The 18,897-nt window shown below is 67.6% G+C and carries 14 protein-coding genes; 4 read left to right on the top strand and 10 right to left on the bottom strand.

The annotated features are described in order from the left end of the window. Positions 1-43: 43 nt before the first annotated feature. The 4 genes from GV792_RS03410 to GV792_RS03425 all read right to left on the bottom strand — a co-directional run bounded on the left by GV792_RS03410 (position 44) and on the right by GV792_RS03425 (position 10,791). Complete coding sequence (locus GV792_RS03410) at positions 44-1,447, bottom strand: aminotransferase class I/II-fold pyridoxal phosphate-dependent enzyme (RefSeq protein WP_163822078.1); 1,404 nt, start codon at positions 1,445-1,447, stop codon at positions 44-46. Beyond that, complete coding sequence (locus GV792_RS03415) at positions 1,444-7,830, bottom strand: type I polyketide synthase (protein WP_163822079.1); 6,387 nt, start codon at positions 7,828-7,830, stop codon at positions 1,444-1,446. Before GV792_RS03415 ends, GV792_RS03410 begins: the two co-directional genes overlap by 4 nt. A gap of 101 nt (positions 7,831-7,931) precedes the next feature. Further along, positions 7,932-8,519 carry a GNAT family N-acetyltransferase gene (locus tag GV792_RS03420; protein WP_309138574.1) on the bottom strand — a complete coding sequence of 196 codons (588 nt, stop codon included), beginning with the start codon at positions 8,517-8,519 and terminating at the stop codon, positions 7,932-7,934. 430 nt (positions 8,520-8,949) lie between these two features. Continuing rightward, positions 8,950-10,791, bottom strand: coding sequence for a hypothetical protein (locus GV792_RS03425; protein WP_256668550.1), 1,842 nt, complete (start codon positions 10,789-10,791; stop codon positions 8,950-8,952). A gap of 549 nt (positions 10,792-11,340) precedes the next feature. On the opposite strand from GV792_RS03425, the gene GV792_RS03430 reads away from it, so the two are divergent. Both GV792_RS03430 and cynR read left to right on the top strand, forming a co-directional pair. Then, positions 11,341-11,859 (top strand): DUF4254 domain-containing protein, encoded by a 519-nt coding sequence (locus tag GV792_RS03430; protein WP_163822081.1) that lies wholly within the window; start codon positions 11,341-11,343, stop codon positions 11,857-11,859. A gap of 81 nt (positions 11,860-11,940) precedes the next feature. Further along, entirely contained in the window at positions 11,941-12,861 is a 921-nt protein-coding gene (gene cynR / locus GV792_RS03435; RefSeq protein WP_163822082.1) for a transcriptional regulator CynR, read from the top strand. Between the two features lie 3 nt (positions 12,862-12,864). Here the strand turns inward: cynR and GV792_RS03440 are convergent, their stop codons facing one another. Further along, positions 12,865-13,758: a hypothetical protein gene (locus tag GV792_RS03440; protein WP_163822083.1), complete on the bottom strand. Its 894-nt coding sequence runs from the start codon at positions 13,756-13,758 to the stop codon at positions 12,865-12,867. A 28-nt stretch (positions 13,759-13,786) separates the two neighbouring features. Continuing rightward, entirely contained in the window at positions 13,787-14,374 is a 588-nt protein-coding gene (locus tag GV792_RS03445) for a TetR/AcrR family transcriptional regulator (RefSeq protein ID WP_163822084.1), read from the bottom strand. A 152-nt stretch (positions 14,375-14,526) separates the two neighbouring features. Between GV792_RS03445 and GV792_RS03450 the strand changes: the two genes are divergently transcribed. Both GV792_RS03450 and GV792_RS03455 read left to right on the top strand, forming a co-directional pair. After that, entirely contained in the window at positions 14,527-15,129 is a 603-nt protein-coding gene (locus GV792_RS03450; RefSeq protein ID WP_163822085.1) for a DUF2867 domain-containing protein, read from the top strand. 50 nt (positions 15,130-15,179) lie between these two features. Then, a complete protein-coding gene (locus GV792_RS03455) occupies positions 15,180-15,932 on the top strand; it encodes an aminoglycoside adenylyltransferase domain-containing protein (RefSeq protein ID WP_163822086.1) in 753 nt (250 codons plus the stop codon). A gap of 9 nt (positions 15,933-15,941) precedes the next feature. Here GV792_RS03455 and GV792_RS03460 read toward each other — a convergent pair whose 3' ends face one another. The 4 genes from GV792_RS03460 to GV792_RS03475 form a co-directional block, all read right to left on the bottom strand. After that, a complete protein-coding gene (locus tag GV792_RS03460; RefSeq protein WP_163822087.1) occupies positions 15,942-16,430 on the bottom strand; it encodes a DnaJ family domain-containing protein in 489 nt (162 codons plus the stop codon). A gap of 29 nt (positions 16,431-16,459) precedes the next feature. Continuing rightward, entirely contained in the window at positions 16,460-17,269 is an 810-nt protein-coding gene (locus GV792_RS03465) for a carbonic anhydrase (RefSeq protein WP_163822088.1), read from the bottom strand. Positions 17,270-17,539: 270 nt separating this feature from the next. Next, the gene (locus tag GV792_RS03470; RefSeq protein ID WP_163822089.1) at positions 17,540-17,893 is read right to left on the bottom strand and encodes a hypothetical protein; all 354 of its coding nucleotides are present in this window, start codon (positions 17,891-17,893) and stop codon (positions 17,540-17,542) included. Between the two features lie 165 nt (positions 17,894-18,058). Beyond that, a complete protein-coding gene (locus GV792_RS03475; RefSeq protein ID WP_256673739.1) occupies positions 18,059-18,877 on the bottom strand; it encodes an alpha/beta fold hydrolase in 819 nt (272 codons plus the stop codon). Positions 18,878-18,897: the final 20 nt, after the last annotated feature.

The following is an 18,897-nucleotide window of genomic DNA, read 5'->3' on the forward strand; positions in this document are numbered from 1 at the left end:
TCACCCTCTCATTGTTCATCGTCGAATGTCGTTGCCACAGCGCTCAGTTCGGTGCGGTGGGGTCGGGTACATGCTCGGCGGCCGCGATTGCCTCGGCCAGCAGATTCGCCGTCGAGGTGAGCTGGCCTTCGGTGTGCTCGGAGGTGACGAAGAAGCGCAGCCGCTCCTGCCCGGCCGGGACCGCGGGCGCGGAGATATTGCCCGCGTACACCCCCTGTTGCAGCAGCGAGGATGCGACGAACCCGGAGCGGATCTCGCCAGGCACGATCACCGGGATGATCGGAGTCCCTTGGGAATCACCGAGATTCACCCCACGTTCGGCCAGCATCGCGGTGAACAACTTCGCGTTCACCCACAGGCGCGTCAGCCGTTCCGGCTCATCGTCGAGCACGTCGAGGGCGGCCAGGGCGGCCCCGACCGCCGATGGTGCTGGACCGCCGGTGAGCATCGCGACACCGGGCGCGGCGGCCTTCATCGCGCCGATCAGATCGGCGTCTCCGGCGATGAATCCGCCAACACTGCCCAGGGCTTTGGACAGGGTTCCCATCCAGATGTCGACGTCCTCGCCTGCCATCGCGTAATGCTCACGGATGCCGCGTCCGCGCGCACCGAACACACCAAGCGAATGCGCTTCGTCGACCATGACCGCGCAGTCGTACTCCCTGGCGATGGCGGCCAGCTCGTCCACCCGGCCCACCGTGCCATCCATGCTGTAGTGGCCCTCGACCACAACCAACGCTCGGTCGAAACCGTTGCGCGACATCCGCAGCACGGAACGCAGGGCCTCGGGATCGTTGTGCCGGAAGGTGATTCGCCGACAACCGGCCCATTGAGTGCCGGAGACGATGCTGCCGTGGATCAACGCGTCGCACACCGCGACGTCACCGTCGCCCATCAGGAACCCGAGCACACCGGCGTTGGTGAGGTAGCCGCTGGTGGTGATCATGGCATCACCGACCCCATACCAGTCCGCCAGTCGTTGTTCGAGTTCGCCGTAGAGGGCGATCTCGCCGGCCAGGATGCGGCTCGCCGACGCCGAGGCGCCGTACCGGTCCAGGGCTGCCTTCGCACCCGCCACGACCCTGGGATGGTTGGCCAGCCCCAGATAGTTGTAGGCGCTGAAGTTCAGCAATTCCCGCTCGCCCACCCGCATCGTCGCATCGTTGGCGCCGGTGCGCAGGAGGAACAGTGGGTTGGGCATACCGGTCTGCTCGTACAGACCGGCGATCGCCGCCTTGCGCGCCACCATCGCCGCCACCTCAGGATGGTCGACGAAGTGGCGGCCGGGTCCGCGGCGTCTACGCGGAGCAGACGCCGCGGCAGGACGTACTTGGGTGGCCGGGGCCGTGGGCCGGGCCGAGCCGGAAGCGGCGGGGGTACCGGTGCCGGTGCCGGTGCCGGTGCCGGACAACAGTTTCCGGGCCAGATCGCGCGCCGACTCGGTCATGCGGGCACCTCTTCCGTTGCCGTCGCTGTCGGTTCGGTTGCGGCGAGTGCGGCTGCTCGCGAGCTGCTCCCCTCGACGATGAATGCGGCGACCTTGGCACCCGCCTGTTCGAGGGTGAAGGTGCGTCCCATCTGCAGCGAGGCCATATCCACGCCGAGCGACTTGGTGATCAGGGCGCCGAACTCGACCGCCATCAGCGAGTCGAGACCCAGCTCCGGTACCGGGACGGTCAGGTCGATCGATTCCGCGGACACGCCCATCACCGACGCGAGCTGCTCGGCGAGCATATGCGCGACCACATCATTGCGTTTGCCCTCGTCGAGGTCGCGTAGGGCGGCCGCCAGTTGCGCGGCGGCCGAATCGTCCTTGGCCGCGGCCGCGATCTGGGCTTCCACCCGGCCGGTCATCCCGAAGAACGGCGCGGTCGCATCGACCTTGCCCCAGTCGATCGGGAAGATGGCACCGTAGTGGTGCAGCCCCAGCTTCAGCGCTTCCTCGAGGTACTCGGTGCTCTCGTCCATGTCGATGGAGTCGAAACCGGTGTTGCGCAGGTAGCGCGCCAGGTTCTCATCGGCCGCGGCCATACCGCCGCCCGACATGTGACCCCAGCCGACGGCCAGCGCTTTGCCGCCCTTGCGTACGACCACATCGGCCACCGCCTGGAGGGTGAGGTTCGCGGCGGTGTACGCGTACTGGCCGACGCCGCCGAAGATGGCGCTGCCGGAGGAGAAGAGCACGAACAGGTCGAGCTCGGCGCCCGCGGTGGTGAGCCCGTGCAGCAGAGCCCGCACACCATCGACCTTCGGGCGGAATACCGAAGCGAGACTGTCCCGATCCATCACCGAGATGCGCTTGTCGTCCACCACACCCGCGGTGTGCAGCACACCCCGCAGTGGATGTGCCGCGGTGTGGGCCCGTGCGACGACTGCCGCGATGGCCTCCGGGTCGGTGACGTCGACCCGTTCGGTGGTGATCTCGATACCCTGGTCCTGCCAGATCGCCAGCTGCTGCTTGGCGGCGTCGCTGGTGGCGCCGCCGCGGCCGAGCAGGTTCAGTCGCGTCGCGCCCTTGGCGACCAGCCAGCGCCCCATGGCCAGCCCGAACGCACCGAAACCGCCGGTGATCAGGTATTGCCCCTCGGGATCGATGGTGACCTCGGGAATCTGCGGACGCACCAGTGGCGCTTCGTCTTCCAGGTTCAGCGCGACCCGGCCGATCTTGCTCGACCGTGCGACCTCCTCGAACGCCTTTGCCACATCCGCGGTCCCGTAGGACTCATACGGCAGCGGGCGGTAGGTGCCCGCGGCGATGGTGGTGTAGCTGCGCTGTACCAGCTCGACCGTGGCGTGCCTGCGCAACGCCAACATCCGATCCAGATCTATCGAGTGGTAGGAGACGTTCTTGTCGAAGTGACGCAGGTCGAGCATGCCGCCGGTGTAGATGTCGGCCTTACCGACCTCCACGATCCGGCCGAATTCCGCGATGGCCTTGAAGTTCTGGCGCAGGATCTCCCCGGGTGCCGAGCTGATCACCACGTCGGCACCGCGGCCGTCTGTCAGACCGAGCACGTCGTCGACGAAGTTCAGCGACCGCGAGTTCAGCACGTGATCAGCGCCCTGCGACAGCACGTACGCGCGCCGCTCGTCGGTGCTCGCGGTGCCGATCACGTATGCGCCGTGGGCTTTCGCGATCTGAACGGTCGCCGCACCGACACCGCCCGCGGCACCGTGCACCAGCACCGTCTCCCCCGGCTGCACCCGCGCCAGTTCCAGCAGCGAATGTTCGGCGGTGGCGAAGGCGGTGGCATTGGTGCAGTGCGCCGGATCCACGTCCGGGGCCAGCCTGCGCACCAGATCGGCGTCGGTGGTGTGGAAGCGGCTGATCATGCCCTTGGAGCCGAGGCTGACCTGGTCACCGACAGCCACATGCTCGACCTGCGAGCCTGCCCGCACGACGGTGCCGATTCCTTCCATGCCCGGTGTGGTGCCGAAGAAGGTGCCAGCGAGCTCACGTTCGGTGAGCACACCGATCACCTTCAACGGGTCCTTGTAATTGAGCCCGACCGCCCGGATCCGGATCTCGACCTCGGTCGGCCCGGGTTCGCGACGATCGCACCGCCGCCAGCCCAACCGCGACAGCACCCGCGATTTCGGCAGCTCCAGGGTGAAGTTGGCCTCCGGATCCTCCAGCGGCACCGCGTCGTCGAGCGCCTCGAGCCGGCCGGGCAGCGACGCATCGACCACCGTCACCCAACGCAGGCCGTTGCGCAGGAACACCTCGTCGGAGTGGTCGTGGGTGAAGGCGCCGCCGATGGCCAACTCGGCAGCCAGGTCCGCGTCGCTGGTGCCGGCGTCGACGTCCACCAGCCGCCACCGCAGCCGCGGCTGCTCGTTCAACAGCACGCGACGGGCACCGGCGAGCGCCGCATGGCTCGGGTTCGGCGCGATATCGTCCTGCGGATGCGCGAACGCGTGCTCAGTGATCAGGGTGGCGTGGATCGAGCCGTCGCCGATGATCGACACCTCGGCTGCGCGCTCCTCCAGCCAGACCTCGAGGAAGCCCTCGAGCATCACCGCGAGCCTGCGCAGCGTCCAGAGGTTGTCCATGTCCGGGTATTCCGAGCCCGCGACGACCACCACGTGTACGCGGTCGACACCGTCAACGGCGGCCGCGGCACGCACGCGCTCCAGCATCACGGTCTCCAGGTCCCCGCGCGCCGGATCATCGACGGTGATGATCTCGGACCGTTGTGCGGTGCCCGCGACTTGCGTCGCCCGGCTGCCGACCTGCGAGCCGAGTTCGATGACGAGGGTGAACGCGGTCTCGGGGTCGGGCAGTCCGCTGCGGTCGACCGGATCGCGCATCTCCCAACGGTCTTCGTAGAAGAAGTCCGTCATCCGTTGCACCGCACTGCGTCCCGGCGCGATGGAGCCGAATCGCATCCCCGCGATCCGCACGACCAGGTTGTGTTCGGCATCGAGCAGATCGATATCGGCGCCCGGCTCGCCGTCGGTGTCGAGCCGGGCGACCACGATCACCTCGTCCGGGATCTTCGCAAAGGCCCGTACCCCGTCGACGCCGACCGGAACCATAGCCCCGTCCTGGGAATTCGCGGTCCCCGCCAGCAGCGCCGCGACACTCTGCAGCGCCGCGTCGACCACACACGGGTGCGCCAGATGGCCGGAATCGCGGGCGATACTGCCGTCGAGAGTGGCCAATACGGTGGAATCGGCGATCCGCACCGACGTGGCGCGCTGGAAAGCCGGACCATAGGCCAGACCACGCTCGGCGAGCCCGGCGTAGAAGGCGGCCGGGTCGATGTCGAGCATGTCGGCGGCGTCGGGCAATTCCACCTTCGACGGTTCGAACGTTCCGGTGACCAGTCTGCCGAGGGCGTGGACGGTCCAGGTGGCCTCGGCGGCGCCCCGCGAACGGATGGTGAACCGCTGCGTCGACTCCTCCACGGCAAACTCCACCACGGGCGCCGCGCCGTCGGCGATGATCAGTGGCGCCACGAAGCGCACATCTTCGACCGCGACGTTCGCCGCTTCGGTCCGCAACGCGGCAGCACTGAGCGCCGCATCCAGATACGCCGCGCCGGGCAGGATCCGCGCCCCCCCGACGACGTGGTCGTCCAACCACGGCAGCGCAGCAAGGCTCAGCCGCACCGTCCACGATGCCGGATCCATCAGATCCGGGTCACCGAGCATCGGGTAGCCGCCCGGTGTGCCGTACTTGGCCTGTGTCAGCCCCGGTAGCTCGTTGTGCAGCACCGTCCGCTGCCACGGGTAGCGGGGCAGGTCGATGTGTGGAGTCACCGTGTGACCCGCGAACAGGGCGTCGATATCGAGCACACCCGCGGTGTAGAGGCCGCCGATGGTCTGCCGGATGCTCTCGGAGTCCACCTGTTTGCGGCTCAACGTCGCGATGCTGGTGCCGGCCTCACCCGCTCCGATCAGGATCTCGCGGATGTTCGCGCCGAGCACCGGGTGCGGGCCGACCTCGAGGAATATCCGGCTGCCCGCGCCGACCAGACCGGTGATCGCGTCGGCGAACCGCACCGGCTGACGGACATTGGCGCACCAGTACTCCGCGTTCCAGTCCCCACTGGTGACTCGTTCGCCGGTCACCGTCGAGTACAGCGGAAGCACCGGATCCGACAGTCGCAGGTCCGCGAGCACCATGCGCAGCTCGTCGAGGATCGGCTCCATGAGGTAGCTGTGGTAAGGCACCTCGACGTGTAGTCGCTTGGCGAAAGTGCCCTGCGCGGTGAGCTGTTCGGCGATCGCATCGAGACGGGCCGCGTCACCGGCGAGGGTGACCGCGTTCGGGCTGTTGATGGCCGCGACGTCGACGCGGTCGTCGCCGTCGATCAATTCACGGGCCGCCTCGGGCGCCAGCCCGACGGCCAGCATCCCACCGGTGCCCGCCGTCGTGGCCTGCAGCCGCGCCCGGTGGTAGCTGACCAGCAGAGCGTCCCGCAACGACAGCATCCCCGTGACGTAGGCCGCCGATACTTCGCCGACGCTGTGCCCGACCACCGCGGCCGGGCGCACACCGAGTTCGGCCAGCAGAGTGAACAGCGACACTTGCACCAGGAAGTTGGCAGGCTGCGCCACCGCGGTGGTGGTGACCTTCGATTCCTCCTCCGGGCGCAGCAGTTCCTCGACGATGGACCAGCCCGAGATCTCCTGGAAGACCGCGTCGATCCGTGCCGCCTCGTCCGCGAAGACACCCTCGGACTGCAATAGTTCGCGGCCCATGGCCCACCACTGCGGACCCATACCGGTGAACACGAAGACCGGCTCGTCGACCTTGCGCGGGATCACCTTGGTCGCGCCCCGGCCCTCACCGCCGGCGAAATCGACCAGCGCGCGCACCAGCTCGGTATCGTCGCCGAAGGTCAGCGCGGTGCGGAAGACATGGTGCTGGCGACGCGTCCACGCCGCCTCGGCGAGGTGGCCCGGCTCCGCTCCGTCGGCAATGCGCCCGGCGAAGCCCCGGGCGAGATCGCGGGCGGCCTGCTCACTGCGCGCCGAGATCGGCAGGACACCGAAATGCTTCGGCTCCGTCTGCGCGGCCGCCTCGACCGGGCGGTATTCCTGGAGGATCGCATGAGCGTTGGTGCCGCCGTAGCCGAAACCGTTGACCGCCACCGTCATCCGTTCGACCTCGGGGCCGACCGGCTGCGCGTCGAGCTGAATCTCGAGACCGAGCTCGTCGAACGGGATATCCGGGTTGGGCTGGTCCAGCCAGCCCTGCGGTGCGATGGTGCGATGCGCGATGGCCAGCGCCGACTTGATGATGCTCGCGACACCGGAGGCCGCTTCGGTGTGGCCGAGCTGTGCTTTCACCGAGCCGACACCCAGCGGTCCGGTGCGCCCCTCGACCTTGCCGTAGGCCCGGCCGATGGCCTGCAATTCCAGCGGGTCGCCGACCGGCGTGCCGGTACCGTGCGCCTCCACATAGGTGATCTCGTGCGGTGCCAGTCCGGCGCGACGGGTGACCTTCTTGGCCAGCTCCTCCTGCAGATCGGCGTTCGGCACTGTGATCGCGGTGGTGCGACCGTCCTGGTTGGCGCCGGTGGCCTTGATGACGGCGTAGATGCGGTCGCCGTCGCGTTCGGCGGCCTCCAGTTTCTTCAGCACGACCATGCCCGACCCCTCACCGCGACCGTAGCCGTCGGCGGAGGCGTCGAACGGCTTGCTGCGGCCGTCGGCGGCGAGGAAGCCGCCTTTACACATCGAGACGAACGGTTCCGGCTGCAACAGCATGGTGACGCCACCGGCCATGGCGACCTCGCAGTCGCCGCTGTCGAGGGCCTGGCACGCCAGATGCAGTGCGATCAGCGACGAGGAGCATGCGGTGTCCACGGTGACGGCCGGACCGACCAGATTGAGGGCGTAGGCGATGCGGTTGGACAGCATCGTGTACGAAGCGCCGACCGCGGTGTGCATATCGACGAACGGCAGTGCCTCACCCGCCATCGACACCGCGAGCTGGTCCATGGTGAAGGCACCGATGTAGACGCCGATCGACTCGCCCGCGATCTTGCCGGCGATACCCGCATCGTCCAGGGCTTCCCAGGCGATTTCCAGAATGAGGCGCTGTTGTGGGTCCATCGCTGCCGCCTCGCGCGGCGAGATGCCGAAGAAGTCCGGATCGAACTGCCAGGGATCGCCCGTCATGAAGGCGGCGCGCTTGGTGTACATGCGGCCGGGAGTGCGGCGATCCGGATCGTAGTAGCGGCGGTAGTCCCAGCGTTCGGCCGGAATGTCGACCACGCCGTCGCGTTTGTCGACGATGAAGTCCCAGAACGATTCCGGAGAATCGATTCCACCCGCATAACGGCAACCGATTCCGACAATTGCGATATCAGACACGAAGACTCCTCACCCACATCGAATAAACCCCTGAGACCCCCCGATACGATCGGCGAAACCCCTCACCTCCGCCGTGCTGTTCAACCGCCCGAGCGCATATGTCAGACGTTCGCGCCGGCAGCCTCTCGCATCATGACTTTCATTTCCGGGCCGTCGCGGCCGATCGTGGTCTCACCGACTCGGCGACCACCGAGTGCCGCATAGAAACCGACATTGTCTTCTTTACAGATCCCGTACAGCGGAACGCCTTCCCGGTCGGATCGGTCCCGCAGCGAAACCATCAACGCTTTGCCGACGCCCATGCGCTGCGCGGCCGGCTCACACCCGAGGTAGACCACGAAATTGTGCGGTCGGACCGGCGCAACCCGCTCGAGCGCGTCGTCGACGGCCATGCCGCGTGGGGTCGCCGATCCCATGGCCCACAGGAATTGCGGCCCGGATACCATTTCACGCCACAGGCTCTTTCGATATCCGGCCGGATACCAGAGAATGGCGCCGACGATGGCGCCGTCACGCACCGCGATTTCCGCCCCCCCGGAGGGTATGAAGCGGTATTTCAACATCACCCTGAGCATGCGCGGCGCATTCCGGCGTCGCACCGCTTCCGAGGGGAAGACGAACTCTTCGATCGGATCGTCGTGTTCGAATGCCTCGGCGACGACGCGCGTGATCTCATCGATATCACCCACGGTCGCCGGGCGAAGAACGATCCCGGCGGACTGAACCAACACTGTCCCTTAACAATTCGCACTGAGCCCGACCACGTTGCCGGACGCTACTCGCCAGTACGTTACCCGATTCTCCCGCCCGCTACTCCTCGGGAGGTTGTGGCATAGAACAGCTCCACAGAGAGTTGATTCGGTAGATCACATAGCCTAAGGTGGCGAAACTCTCGCGGTACAAATCGTTTTCATTTAACTGATACCGATGGTTACACTTCCCAACCTTGGGGAGACTTCGCGCTTCTCCTGGCAGAGCCGAGCCGGTGGCCAATTTTGATGCTCAATAAACATTCATAGATGCGCATATCAAAGTACCCGCACATACCACTCCCTCTGCATTTGGCTCGGGTGGTAGTGTCCGATGCCCCACGCGTGCGCGTCGCCGCGACCGCCGGGATCAGTTGTCGTACGACGCGACGCCGACCGGGCCCGAGGCGACGCAGACATCGAGTCCCGCGGTTTCAGTGGCGATCCGGAGGGCGGATCCGCTGCCGATGACGCGAACGAAAACGGTGTGCAAACCCTTCTGCACCGGCACCGTGACCTTGTCGCCGTGTTCGAAGGCCAGGGTGACCAGTCCATCACGTCCGGCCAGATAGTTCAGCTGCACGGTCCATTTGTGCGCGAGCATGGGGCCGTCCAGCAGCAGCCGCACCGGCTCGGCGCCCTGCACGCGATACCCGCACCCAGAGTGTGGCCCGGGGCGGATATTGCGGTTCCACCAGACCTGCGCGTCCACGATGTCACCGGTATCGGTGATCATCCGCAGCCGAGGCGTGGATTCGGCAAAGGTGCCGGGGCGGGCGATCGGTGAGAGCACCTGGCTCGCGAGGTTCTGCGGATACGTCGTGGGGTTCAGCACGGTCCACGGCACCTCCTGCTCGAGCAGCGGCGCGTCGAGCGCGCCGAGTTCCGATGCGACGGTGCTGAGATAGCGCTCGGTCGTACCGGCGGACCAGGAACGTACGTAGGTGATGGTGGACCACGAACTACTGACAGTGAACGCGACTACTGCCGCGACCACCACAGCGCCCCGCGGACGGGATACCTGCTCCGGCCTTCTCCGCCGCGCGCACAGCATCAGCGCGAATGATGCGGTGAGTACGACGGCCATATCAGCCAGATAGCGAAGCGATTGCATGAGTTCGTCGACGGTATTCGGACCGCCGCGCGCAAGCGCCACCGGCACCAAGGCGACCGCGAGATATGTCACCACGATCAGCCACACAGCGGCCACGCGGGGCCGCGTTCGGATCGACCACACCACGATCGCCACCAGCACGATCCACGACACCGCGACCGCGGCGGACGACGGGATCGCCCACGGCGCGGCGGGCAACCAGCGCTCCCACCCCCACGGACCGCCGGACAACGCGGGCACCACCCCGAGTGAGGTCGCACTGTGCACCAGGCCGGCAAGATCACCCGGCTCGCTGCGTGCGGTGGCGATATCGACGACCACCAGGTAGGCAACCAGCCAACAGCCGAGCACCAGCGCCGAGCCGATCCACAGCGGCGCACCGCGTCGCGCCACCTCTCGCACCGCGCCCCGCTCGCCCACCACATATCGCGCCATGGCCGCGACGGCGAACGCCACGAACGGTACGACCACGGACTTCTCGAAGAACAGCAGCCCCACCACCAGCACCGCCACACCGGTCACCGCATACCGGCGCCGGCCGGTGCGCACGAGCAGCACCGCATCGGCGATCACCCAGGCGAGCGCGAACTGGAGCGGGAGGGCGTTGAGCGCTGCCGACCACCAGGAGAACGCGGGCAGTGTCAGCGGACAGAACAGATAGAAGATCAAGGGCACCAGCAGCATCCGGCGCGGACCGAGTAACACAACCAACATGCGCAGCACCGCCACCGAAGCCGCTGCCTGCCACACCAGCATGGTGAGCGCCGGACCGGCCCATGCGAGCGGCGCGATCGCCGTGACCAGCCACGCGGTGGCGAACGCGGCAGGCATGAAATGGCCGTCGTGGTCGTACAGCAACAGCTTCGCCGACCACAACGATTCGCTGCCCGCGCGGCCGATCAGGATCAGGTCGTCCCAATAGAGATACCCCGCCCCGGCGACCCAGCCGCGCAGCACGAGCTGCCCCGCGATCAGCAGCGAAGCCATGATCAGCACACCTGGCCATCGGATCGCCGGGAACGCCGAGGTCGGACCGTTCGCCCGCACCGGCTCCGCACGTTCGGCAGGCTCCAGTAGGGCGGCCCGGGCGGTATCCATGGCACCCCAGGGTAGCGTCGCCCACGCCACTGGACGCACGACGAACAATCCGCCGGTGCGGCGATACCGAATTCCCTGAGCAGTCAACGGTGGCGATGATGGCGTTCGATATGCAATAGTGCGATCGCAATTCACCGATTGGCCAGCGGAGGGGCGCACCTGCGGCGATAATCCGATTGTGGGACAGACTCTCCGAGACTTCGATCCACATCCAAGGTCCATGGTGACGCGCGGCAACCGACCAGGCTTCGGCAGCCGCCCTCCTCGTCGCGCGCCGGAACCATTCCACTCGGAGAGCGGCTCCAGCCGACCGCTCGGCGGCATCTCGCGGCGGGCCGAGGTCCCACTCCTCCGAGATCACCCGACATTGATCGGCCGAACGGACCCGGCGCGCGCCCGATGAGCGATGACGCCGCCGACGGCCACCGCGAGCGAAAGGCATGCACCGTGAATTCATGGTCGACAGCACGTCCCTGGATACCGGCCGGGAGTCCCCGTGGCCGAACAGGCCCGAGCGCGGGAGGACGCTAGGGCAGAGGCGGGCAAGCGATGGAACGTCACCACTCGATCTCCGGAGCGTCCGACAACGACACCACCTGGGCTGCGGCCCTCGACCCGGCACGCCTACCGACCGCGCAGGATCTCATCGATGCCCTGCACCGCAGCGATACCGGCGGCGCGTCGACCGACCGTCATCCGGTCACCCGCTGTGCGCGGTACCTCGCGTCGCTGCACCCGTACACCGCATCCGATGACACCACCGCGACCGGACCACAACGCGATTCGCTGATCCACGCGATCGACGTGTGGACCGAAAACCATGTGCCGCAACATCGCCGGGGAACGGTGCTGCACACCGAAACACTCGGCACCGTGGTCGACCGGATCGTGGCCGCCTATATGCGCGTGCAGCACCTCAAGGCGACCGGTCCGCTGCACCGTACGGGCGTGACCGATGCCGAACACCGCCTCGCGCAATTGGTGGAGAGCTATACCGGGCTGGTTCAAGAGGTGTCGGCCGGGGTCCGGCGTCTACCCACCCATGCCGCGCGGGCCGACGGGGCGTGATGACAGGAATTATCGACCACAGACTATAGCGCCAGCTGCCGAAGTCTCCTCCTGCGCATTGTCCACATCTATAGTTACTGGATGACTCCGGAACTTCGGCATCTGCGCTACCTGATCTCGGTGGCCGAACACGGCAACTTCAGTCGGGCCGCGGAGGATCTGCACCTATCGCAGCCGACGCTGTCGCAGCAGATCAAGCAGCTCGAGCGCATGGTCGGTAGACCACTGCTCGACCGTGGCGGGCGAACGGTCCGGCTCACCGACGCCGGATCCGCCTACGTCCGCCACGCGCGGCGCGCATTGCGCGAGGTGGCTGCCGCGGAGCAGGCCGTGCACGATGTCGCCGACCTCACCCGCGGCTATCTGCGCCTGGCCGTGACGCCGACGTTCACTGCCTATCTGATCGGTCCACTGGTGGCGGATCTGAACGCCCGCCACCCCGGCATCACCGTCGAGCTGACCGAGACCACGCAGGACAAGGTCGAAACCGGATTGCTCGCCGACGAATTCGATCTGGGCATCGCCTTCGCGCAGCAACACCTGCCCGGCGTCGAGGCGACACCGATCTACGCAGAAACACTTGGTCTGGTCGCTGCCCCGTCGGATACGCCGCGGCCGCCGCTGTGGGTCGACGAGTTGGGCGGTCTCGACCTCGCCCTGCTCAGCGGCGGATTCGTCACCCGCAGGCATATCGACTCCTATCTGCGCGGACACGGTGTCGAACCGCGTATCGTCGTGCAGGCCAACTCGATCCAGGCGGTGATCGAGGTGGTACGCCACACCTCGCTGGTGACGGTGCTCCCCGACGCGGTCACCGACGACCATCCCGAACTCACCCGCATCCCGATCCATCCCCCGCTGCCCGCGCGGACGGTGGCGATCCTGCGCCACACGGCCGCCCACCGCAGCGCCGCCTCCGAAGCGTTCACCGCCGTGGCACTGGAGTGGGTGGGTGCGCGTGACTACCTGCCGCCGACAAACGAGGGCCCACCAGCGCACTGACGGTCAGTCCAGCTCCGCACGTGCGCGCTCGGCACGCTGGACCCGCCGCTCGGCCCGTTCGAGTTCGGTCGCGGCCGCGCGGGCAGTCTCGCGGGCGGCACGTTCGGCGGTGCGGGCGAAGCGATGCTGTTCCTCGGCAGCGGTTAGCTCCTCACGTAGCCGGTTGAGCCGGTCGCCGGTCTCACGCAGCCGGTGCTCGGCGTCGGCGGCGTCGCCTTCTGCCGAGTGGAGGTCGGTGCGGGCGGATTCCGCGTTTCGGCGCGCCGCGTCGAGTTCTTCGTCTGCGGCTTTCCTTCGCTCGGCCTCCTGGTCCTCGCGTTGCCGTGCGCGATCTCGACTTCCCCGGCCATCTTCTGTGCCACGCTTGCGCGCCAGGCGCCCCTCATCGGTCTCGGTGTCCGGCACCGCGGCGAGTGCCGGAGCAGCCTCGCCGAATCCTTCGTAGCTGGCGGCCTTGGCCAGGGTGCCGCTCCGCACCTGATCGGCGACCTCCGGGTCGGCCAGCGCGGCCGTCAGCGTGGCGGCGACTTCACGGAGCACGGGTTCGCCGACGGGTCGATCATGCTCAACAGCCAGCTCCCCGGCGCGTGTGGCCACTGCGCTGACTACGTGCTGCCGCTGCCGGGTCAGCTGACGCAGATCGTCGCCGGACAGTGTGCGCTGTGCGTCGCGTAGCGCCGCGCCGAGCCGCAGGAGCGCGTTCACCTCGTCAGGGGCGCCGCGGGCCAGCAGGTTCACCGTCCACGCGGCGACGGTGGGTTTGCGCAGGTCGGCGACCGCGGCGGCCAGTTCTCGATCGCCTGCGTCCTTGGCTTGCGCCGCTCGGTCCTTGCGCGCCGCGACGAACTCGCCCGGGTCGAGCCCGTACAGTTCGGCCGCGATCTCGCTGAGCCTCATACTCGACGAGCGTAGCGAGCGGAGCCGGCTAACCGGTCTCGGTGGGGCCGGTGTCGTCGAGCGGCTGTTGCAGCAGGATGGCGGAGGCCTTGGCGACGACCTCGTCGCGGGTGCGGCCCTCGTGTTCGGCGGCGATGACGTATTTGCCGACCGCCAAACTGAACGCCATCAGGCTGCGGGCCTCGATCTCGTCGGGGTCGGTACAGAAGGTGCCCAGCAGTTCTCGCAGATAGCCGATGCGATAGTTGTCCACCCGACGCAGCCGTTCGGCCACCTCGTCATCGCGTCGGGCCCAGTCGCGAACGGCGAGGTCGATGGGGCGCAGCCGGTCGTCGGAGAAGGTGAGCACACCGGCCCGCCGGGCCTTGGCCCGTGCGTCGCCGCCCTCGCGCTCGACCCGCTCGCGAACATCGAAGGTGCACTCGTGCTCCCAGGTGTCGAGCATCTCCCGCAGCAGTGCCTTGCGGTCGGCGAAATGCCCGTAGAACCCACCCTTGGTGACACCGAGGGACTGGGCGAGCGCTTCGACGCGAACCGCGTCCGGCCCGCCCGATGCGAGCGCACGCAGGCCCTGCTCGATCCAGCTGGCCTTCGGAGTTCGGGTGACGGCGACCATGCCTTCAGTATCGCCGACGCCGTTGACAGCACCGACAGGAACGCTACGATTATCGTATACGGCGCCGTATACATGAGACATTCTGCCACATCAGGACATTGCGCACCCGCCCGCGCAGTGGCTGGTGTCGCCACACAGATGGAGACTCGACGATGCGACTCCCGATGAGCGCCCACACCTCCCGCCCCTGGCGGATCCACGACGTAGCCCCGGACTTCACGGTCGAAGATGTCTGGGCGTTGCCCACTCCGGGCGGACCCGATGAGTTCCCGCGGCTGCTCGCGATGCTCACCGCACCGGATCGGGAGAACGGCACATCACCCTCACTGATCTACCGGGCGCTGTTCGCGATCCGCTGGAAACTCGGTGCCGTGCTCGGCTGGGACCGCGACGACGCGGGTGTCGGCGCCCGTGTCCCCAGTCTGCGCGACCGTCTGCCCGATGATCTGCGTGACGGACCACGCGGACCCGAATTCGATTCGGTGCCCTTCCAGCCCGTGTTCCTGACCGACGACGAATGGGTCGCCGAGATGGCCAATCGCACGGTGCACGCCCTCATGCACATCAGCTGGGTAGCCGATGGCAGTGGCGGCTACCGCGGACAGATGGCCGTCATGGTCAAACCCAACGGCGTGTTCGGCCGCGCCTACATGGCTGCGATCCTGCCGTTCCGCTACCTGCTGGTCTATCCCCCGCTCATGCGGATGTTCGAACGCGGATGGCAACGCAGCGGCCGGATCCGGACTGCGGATTGACCCGGGAAATCCACTGGGCGAACCGTATTCGCTCTGGTAGGTGTGGTCCGGTGACCATTCCCGATATCGTCTCCACTCGCTCGGCGGCCGAACAACTCGCACGTTCGTGCGCGGACGTCGTCGGTACGGCGACCCGCGCGGTGATCCTGCACGGTTCGCTGTCGACCGGCGATTTTCGCCCCCGACGCAGCGATATCGATCTGCTGCTGATCAGCGACAGCGAACTCACCGGCGAGCAACGCGCCGCACTGGAGGTGTTGGTGCGGCAAGCCGAGATGGGAGCCGCGAGCGGAGTCGACCTCCACGTCATTCTCGCCGATGTCGCCCGCATACCGACCCCGGCCCCACCGGCTGAGTTCCATGTCGGCCGCTACGACGGGTCGTCGCTGGGGGTGGAGGTGCAGCCACCGGTCGCGGCCGACCCAGATCTGCCCGCCGAGCTGTCGATGGCCCGCCAGGACGGCCTGGCTCTCATTGGGCAGACACCGGACCAGGTGATCGGCCCGGTGCCGCCGGAGTGGATTCGTGACCGTAGCCGCTACTGGCTGCACACCTGGCGCACGCTCACCGATGACACCGAGAGCGCCGCGCTCATGGTGCTCACCGCCTGCCGAAACTGGTATTTCGCCGAGACCGGACGCCATATCGGAAAGGCCGCGGCCGCCCGATGGGTGCTCGATCGGGACCCGTCGCTCACCGCAGTGCGGCAGGCACTACATCAGTATCTCGACGACCCGGGCGCCGGCATTGATCCGGACGGGATCGCCCGGGTGCTGGACACGGTGTTGCGCGAAACCGATTGAGCGCCTTGGTCAGCCGCGGCGCTGCCACCACCGGCGCTTGCCGGATGCGGATACCGGTGGCTCGACGGCCGGGGAAGACTGCGCCCGGCGGGCGGGCGCACGGTCGGCCCGCCACCGGGTGACCACCTCGTCGGTATCGACCGGTGCGATCGGCACATGCGGTGGGGTCGGAGTACGCACCCACCGCACGATCCGCTGGTTGAGTTCGGACACCGCGGCCCGCACCGCACGCTCGGAATCCAGCTCTCGCACCGTCTCTCGGATCTGCTCGATATCGCGGCGCAACACCAGCGACTCGGGCAGCATTCCGTCGGCTCGCACGCCTTCACGGCGCAGGTAGTCGCGCAGCCACCAGTCTTCTTCGACGCTGGTGCCCGCACCGGGAATAGGCTTACCCGCGCCCGGCAGCTGCGAGAATTCGCCGCGCTCGTCGGCTTCGCGGACCTGTTTGTCGATCCACGATTCGAAGGTCAGATCGGGCGGTTTGCGCTCGGTCATACCCTCATCGTACGGAAACCGCCGACCGGTCAGCGTGGTCCGGCGAGGATGACGGGCCTGCCGTAGCGGGGCTGGGTGGGTCGGTTGCTGTGTGGGAACAGGGCGCGGAAGCGGTCGGCCTCGGTCACCGCGACCGGCACCGGGTGGCTCAGCACGATCCATTCCACGCCTTCGGTACACGGCGGCGTGGTCAGCGAGCCCTGATAGCGGAACTGGGCGAGGTCATCGGGCAGGAAACGACGCGGATCGATGCGGCCGATGCTGCGGGTGGCGCCGGGATGGTCCGGCGGCGTGGCGAGCACGGCGTCGAAGGGTGAGCCGCCCTCCTGCGCGCGCAGCAGTACCGCGAGGACGGCCGGCCTGCCGTTGGAGTCGGCGTGCACGAAATGCAGTTCCATCGTGGCGTCGGCGCCGTCGACGGTGTGCTCGCTGGGCAGATGGAAATGGAACTGGGTCAGTGCGAACGGCTTGCCGTCGACCAGGATGCGGTTTCCGGCGGGCACGTTCGCCTGGATGGTGTGGCCGTTGTTCACCAATTCCGCCGACGGGATCGGCCGGTAGTCGATCTCGATGTGATCGGTCGGATGCAACTGGCTGTGGCCGGGCAGGTCGATCGGCGACTGGGCGTGACCGCTGCGGCAGGTCACATAGTGGCTGTCGAGATCGGCCCAATGGTCGGGGCCTTCTGCGTCGTAATCCCAATGGGGATCTGCGGCGCGGGAACCGGAGGGCTCGGAACCGCCGCAACCGGAGACCGCTAGCAACGCCAGCGCGGCAAGCGCACCTCGGCGATTCAGGACGGCACGAACAGGACGAGGGACAGTGTGCGAAACCGACACCGGTGCAGCTCCTTGCCACGACTCAGCCACCGGCCCGGCGCCACCCGATGCGGGCGGCGGCGGTCGACGCGTCCGGGGACGGCAGCACGATCACAGTGCGCGCACACCGAAGCCGACCGGTCGACAAGTGAGTCGAGAATGTCCGATTAGCACCGAATATCCCTTTGACACTGCCGATTTCGCGTACACGCGGGGTGTCAGGCTAAGCCCGCGACGACAGCTGGCGCCAGAGCCGCCCCGGCGATATAGGTCACACCGCCCGTGCAGGGCTCAGGCAGCAGCAGCAGCGGTCCTCAGCATCCGCAGCACCACATCCGGGTCAGCGACATCGACGACCAGCCGGGTGAAATCTGTTCCGGCGAGCTCGATGCGGACCCCGCTACCGTCGAAGCCGGTGTCCCAGAACTCCTTGCGACCTTTGCCGCGGAAGGTGCCTGCCGCGATCACACCGGGGAAGAACGTGCCGGGCGCGCGCACCCAGGGCGGGCGCAGGTCGATTTCGGCGGGAACGACAGCGGTAACGGCGGACAGATCGAAACTGATCTGATCGCGCAGCGCCAGCAGGCGGTGCGCACCGAGCACATGAACCGTCACCGTCGTACCCGTGACCTCGAGCTCGACCATCCTGCACCTCACTATCGCCGAGAGTGTTTGCTCATTTCAGGATGACGGTCGTGCCTGGTCATAGCCTGTGCCATTCCTATGAGTTCTCTCAGGATCGGGTCGGGGCTGTGCGGCCGGATCCACGCCGGCCGCCGTCCCCAGCCGTTCGGTGTCGCGAACGGGTGGTCAGGTCTGCAGGAATCGGACGATGTCGCCGACGAACTTCGGATGCGAGACCACGCCCATATGGCCGGTCCGCGGATACAGGATCAGCTGCGCGTCCGGGATGCCCTCGGCTGTGCGGCGCAGCGATGCGGTGCTGTAGAACGCATCACGCTCCCCCGCGACCACCAGGGTGGGGACGGAGATCTCACCCAGGCGTTCGGTGACGTCGAAGCCGTCCTCGGCGAGCAGGAAGTTGTGGGTGTCGGCCGGCACTTTCGGCCGGGCCAGCGGATCGAACAGCCACATCGCCGCACCCAGCATCCGGGCACCCACCGGGTTGACGACGGTGGCGGGTGCCATGTGGTGCAGGCCCCGCCTGCCCGCCAGTACCGCCTCGGCATAGCGGCGCTGACCGACCCGAGCGGCCGGATCCAATCGCGCGGCGGAGGACACCACGACCAGCCGTCGCACCACCGCCGGATGGTCGGCGGCCAGCTGCAAGGCGATCGAGCCGCCGGACGAGACGCCGAGGACGTCGACCGGCTCGCCGAATTCCGCCTGTAATGCCTCGGCGTGCTGGGTGGCCAGATCGGCCATCGTGGCGCCTGCCGCTGTCCCCGGCGCCCGGCCGACCGCGTACACCCGGAATCGCCGCGCCAGGCCCGCGAGCTGCTTCAGCTCCGACTTGCGCATCCAGCCGGTCGGGTTGGCGTGGTCCGGGGTGAACCAGCGCAGCAGCACCAGTGGCCGCCCGCTCCCGAACGCCATATAGGGCATGCCGTGCCGCAGGGCACCTTCGGTTACCTCGAGCGCGGTGCCGTCCGCCCGTGCACTCATCATCAGCTCCGATCGTCGAATCG

The sequence above is a fragment of the Nocardia cyriacigeorgica genome (assembly GCF_010868145.1).
GTDB classification, from domain to species: Bacteria; Actinomycetota; Actinomycetes; order Mycobacteriales; family Mycobacteriaceae; genus Nocardia; species Nocardia cyriacigeorgica_D.

What these genes read in the sequence shown, in the direction of transcription:
- GV792_RS03410 (WP_163822078.1), bottom strand. Translation starts at nt 1,447, where the DNA reads ATGACCGAGTCGGCGCGCGATCTGGCCCGGAAACTGTTGTCCGGCACC.
- GV792_RS03430 (WP_163822081.1), top strand. Translation starts at nt 11,341, where the DNA reads ATGGAACGTCACCACTCGATCTCCGGAGCGTCCGACAACGACACCACC.
- GV792_RS03450 (WP_163822085.1), top strand. Translation starts at nt 14,527, where the DNA reads ATGCGACTCCCGATGAGCGCCCACACCTCCCGCCCCTGGCGGATCCAC.
- GV792_RS03475 (WP_256673739.1), bottom strand. Translation starts at nt 18,877, where the DNA reads ATGATGAGTGCACGGGCGGACGGCACCGCGCTCGAGGTAACCGAAGGT.
- GV792_RS03440 (WP_163822083.1), bottom strand. Translation starts at nt 13,758, where the DNA reads ATGAGGCTCAGCGAGATCGCGGCCGAACTGTACGGGCTCGACCCGGGC.
- GV792_RS03425 (WP_256668550.1), bottom strand. Translation starts at nt 10,791, where the DNA reads ATGGATACCGCCCGGGCCGCCCTACTGGAGCCTGCCGAACGTGCGGAG.
- GV792_RS03470 (WP_163822089.1), bottom strand. Translation starts at nt 17,893, where the DNA reads ATGGTCGAGCTCGAGGTCACGGGTACGACGGTGACGGTTCATGTGCTC.
- GV792_RS03445 (WP_163822084.1), bottom strand. Translation starts at nt 14,374, where the DNA reads ATGGTCGCCGTCACCCGAACTCCGAAGGCCAGCTGGATCGAGCAGGGC.
- GV792_RS03460 (WP_163822087.1), bottom strand. Translation starts at nt 16,430, where the DNA reads ATGACCGAGCGCAAACCGCCCGATCTGACCTTCGAATCGTGGATCGAC.
- cynR (WP_163822082.1), top strand. Translation starts at nt 11,941, where the DNA reads ATGACTCCGGAACTTCGGCATCTGCGCTACCTGATCTCGGTGGCCGAA.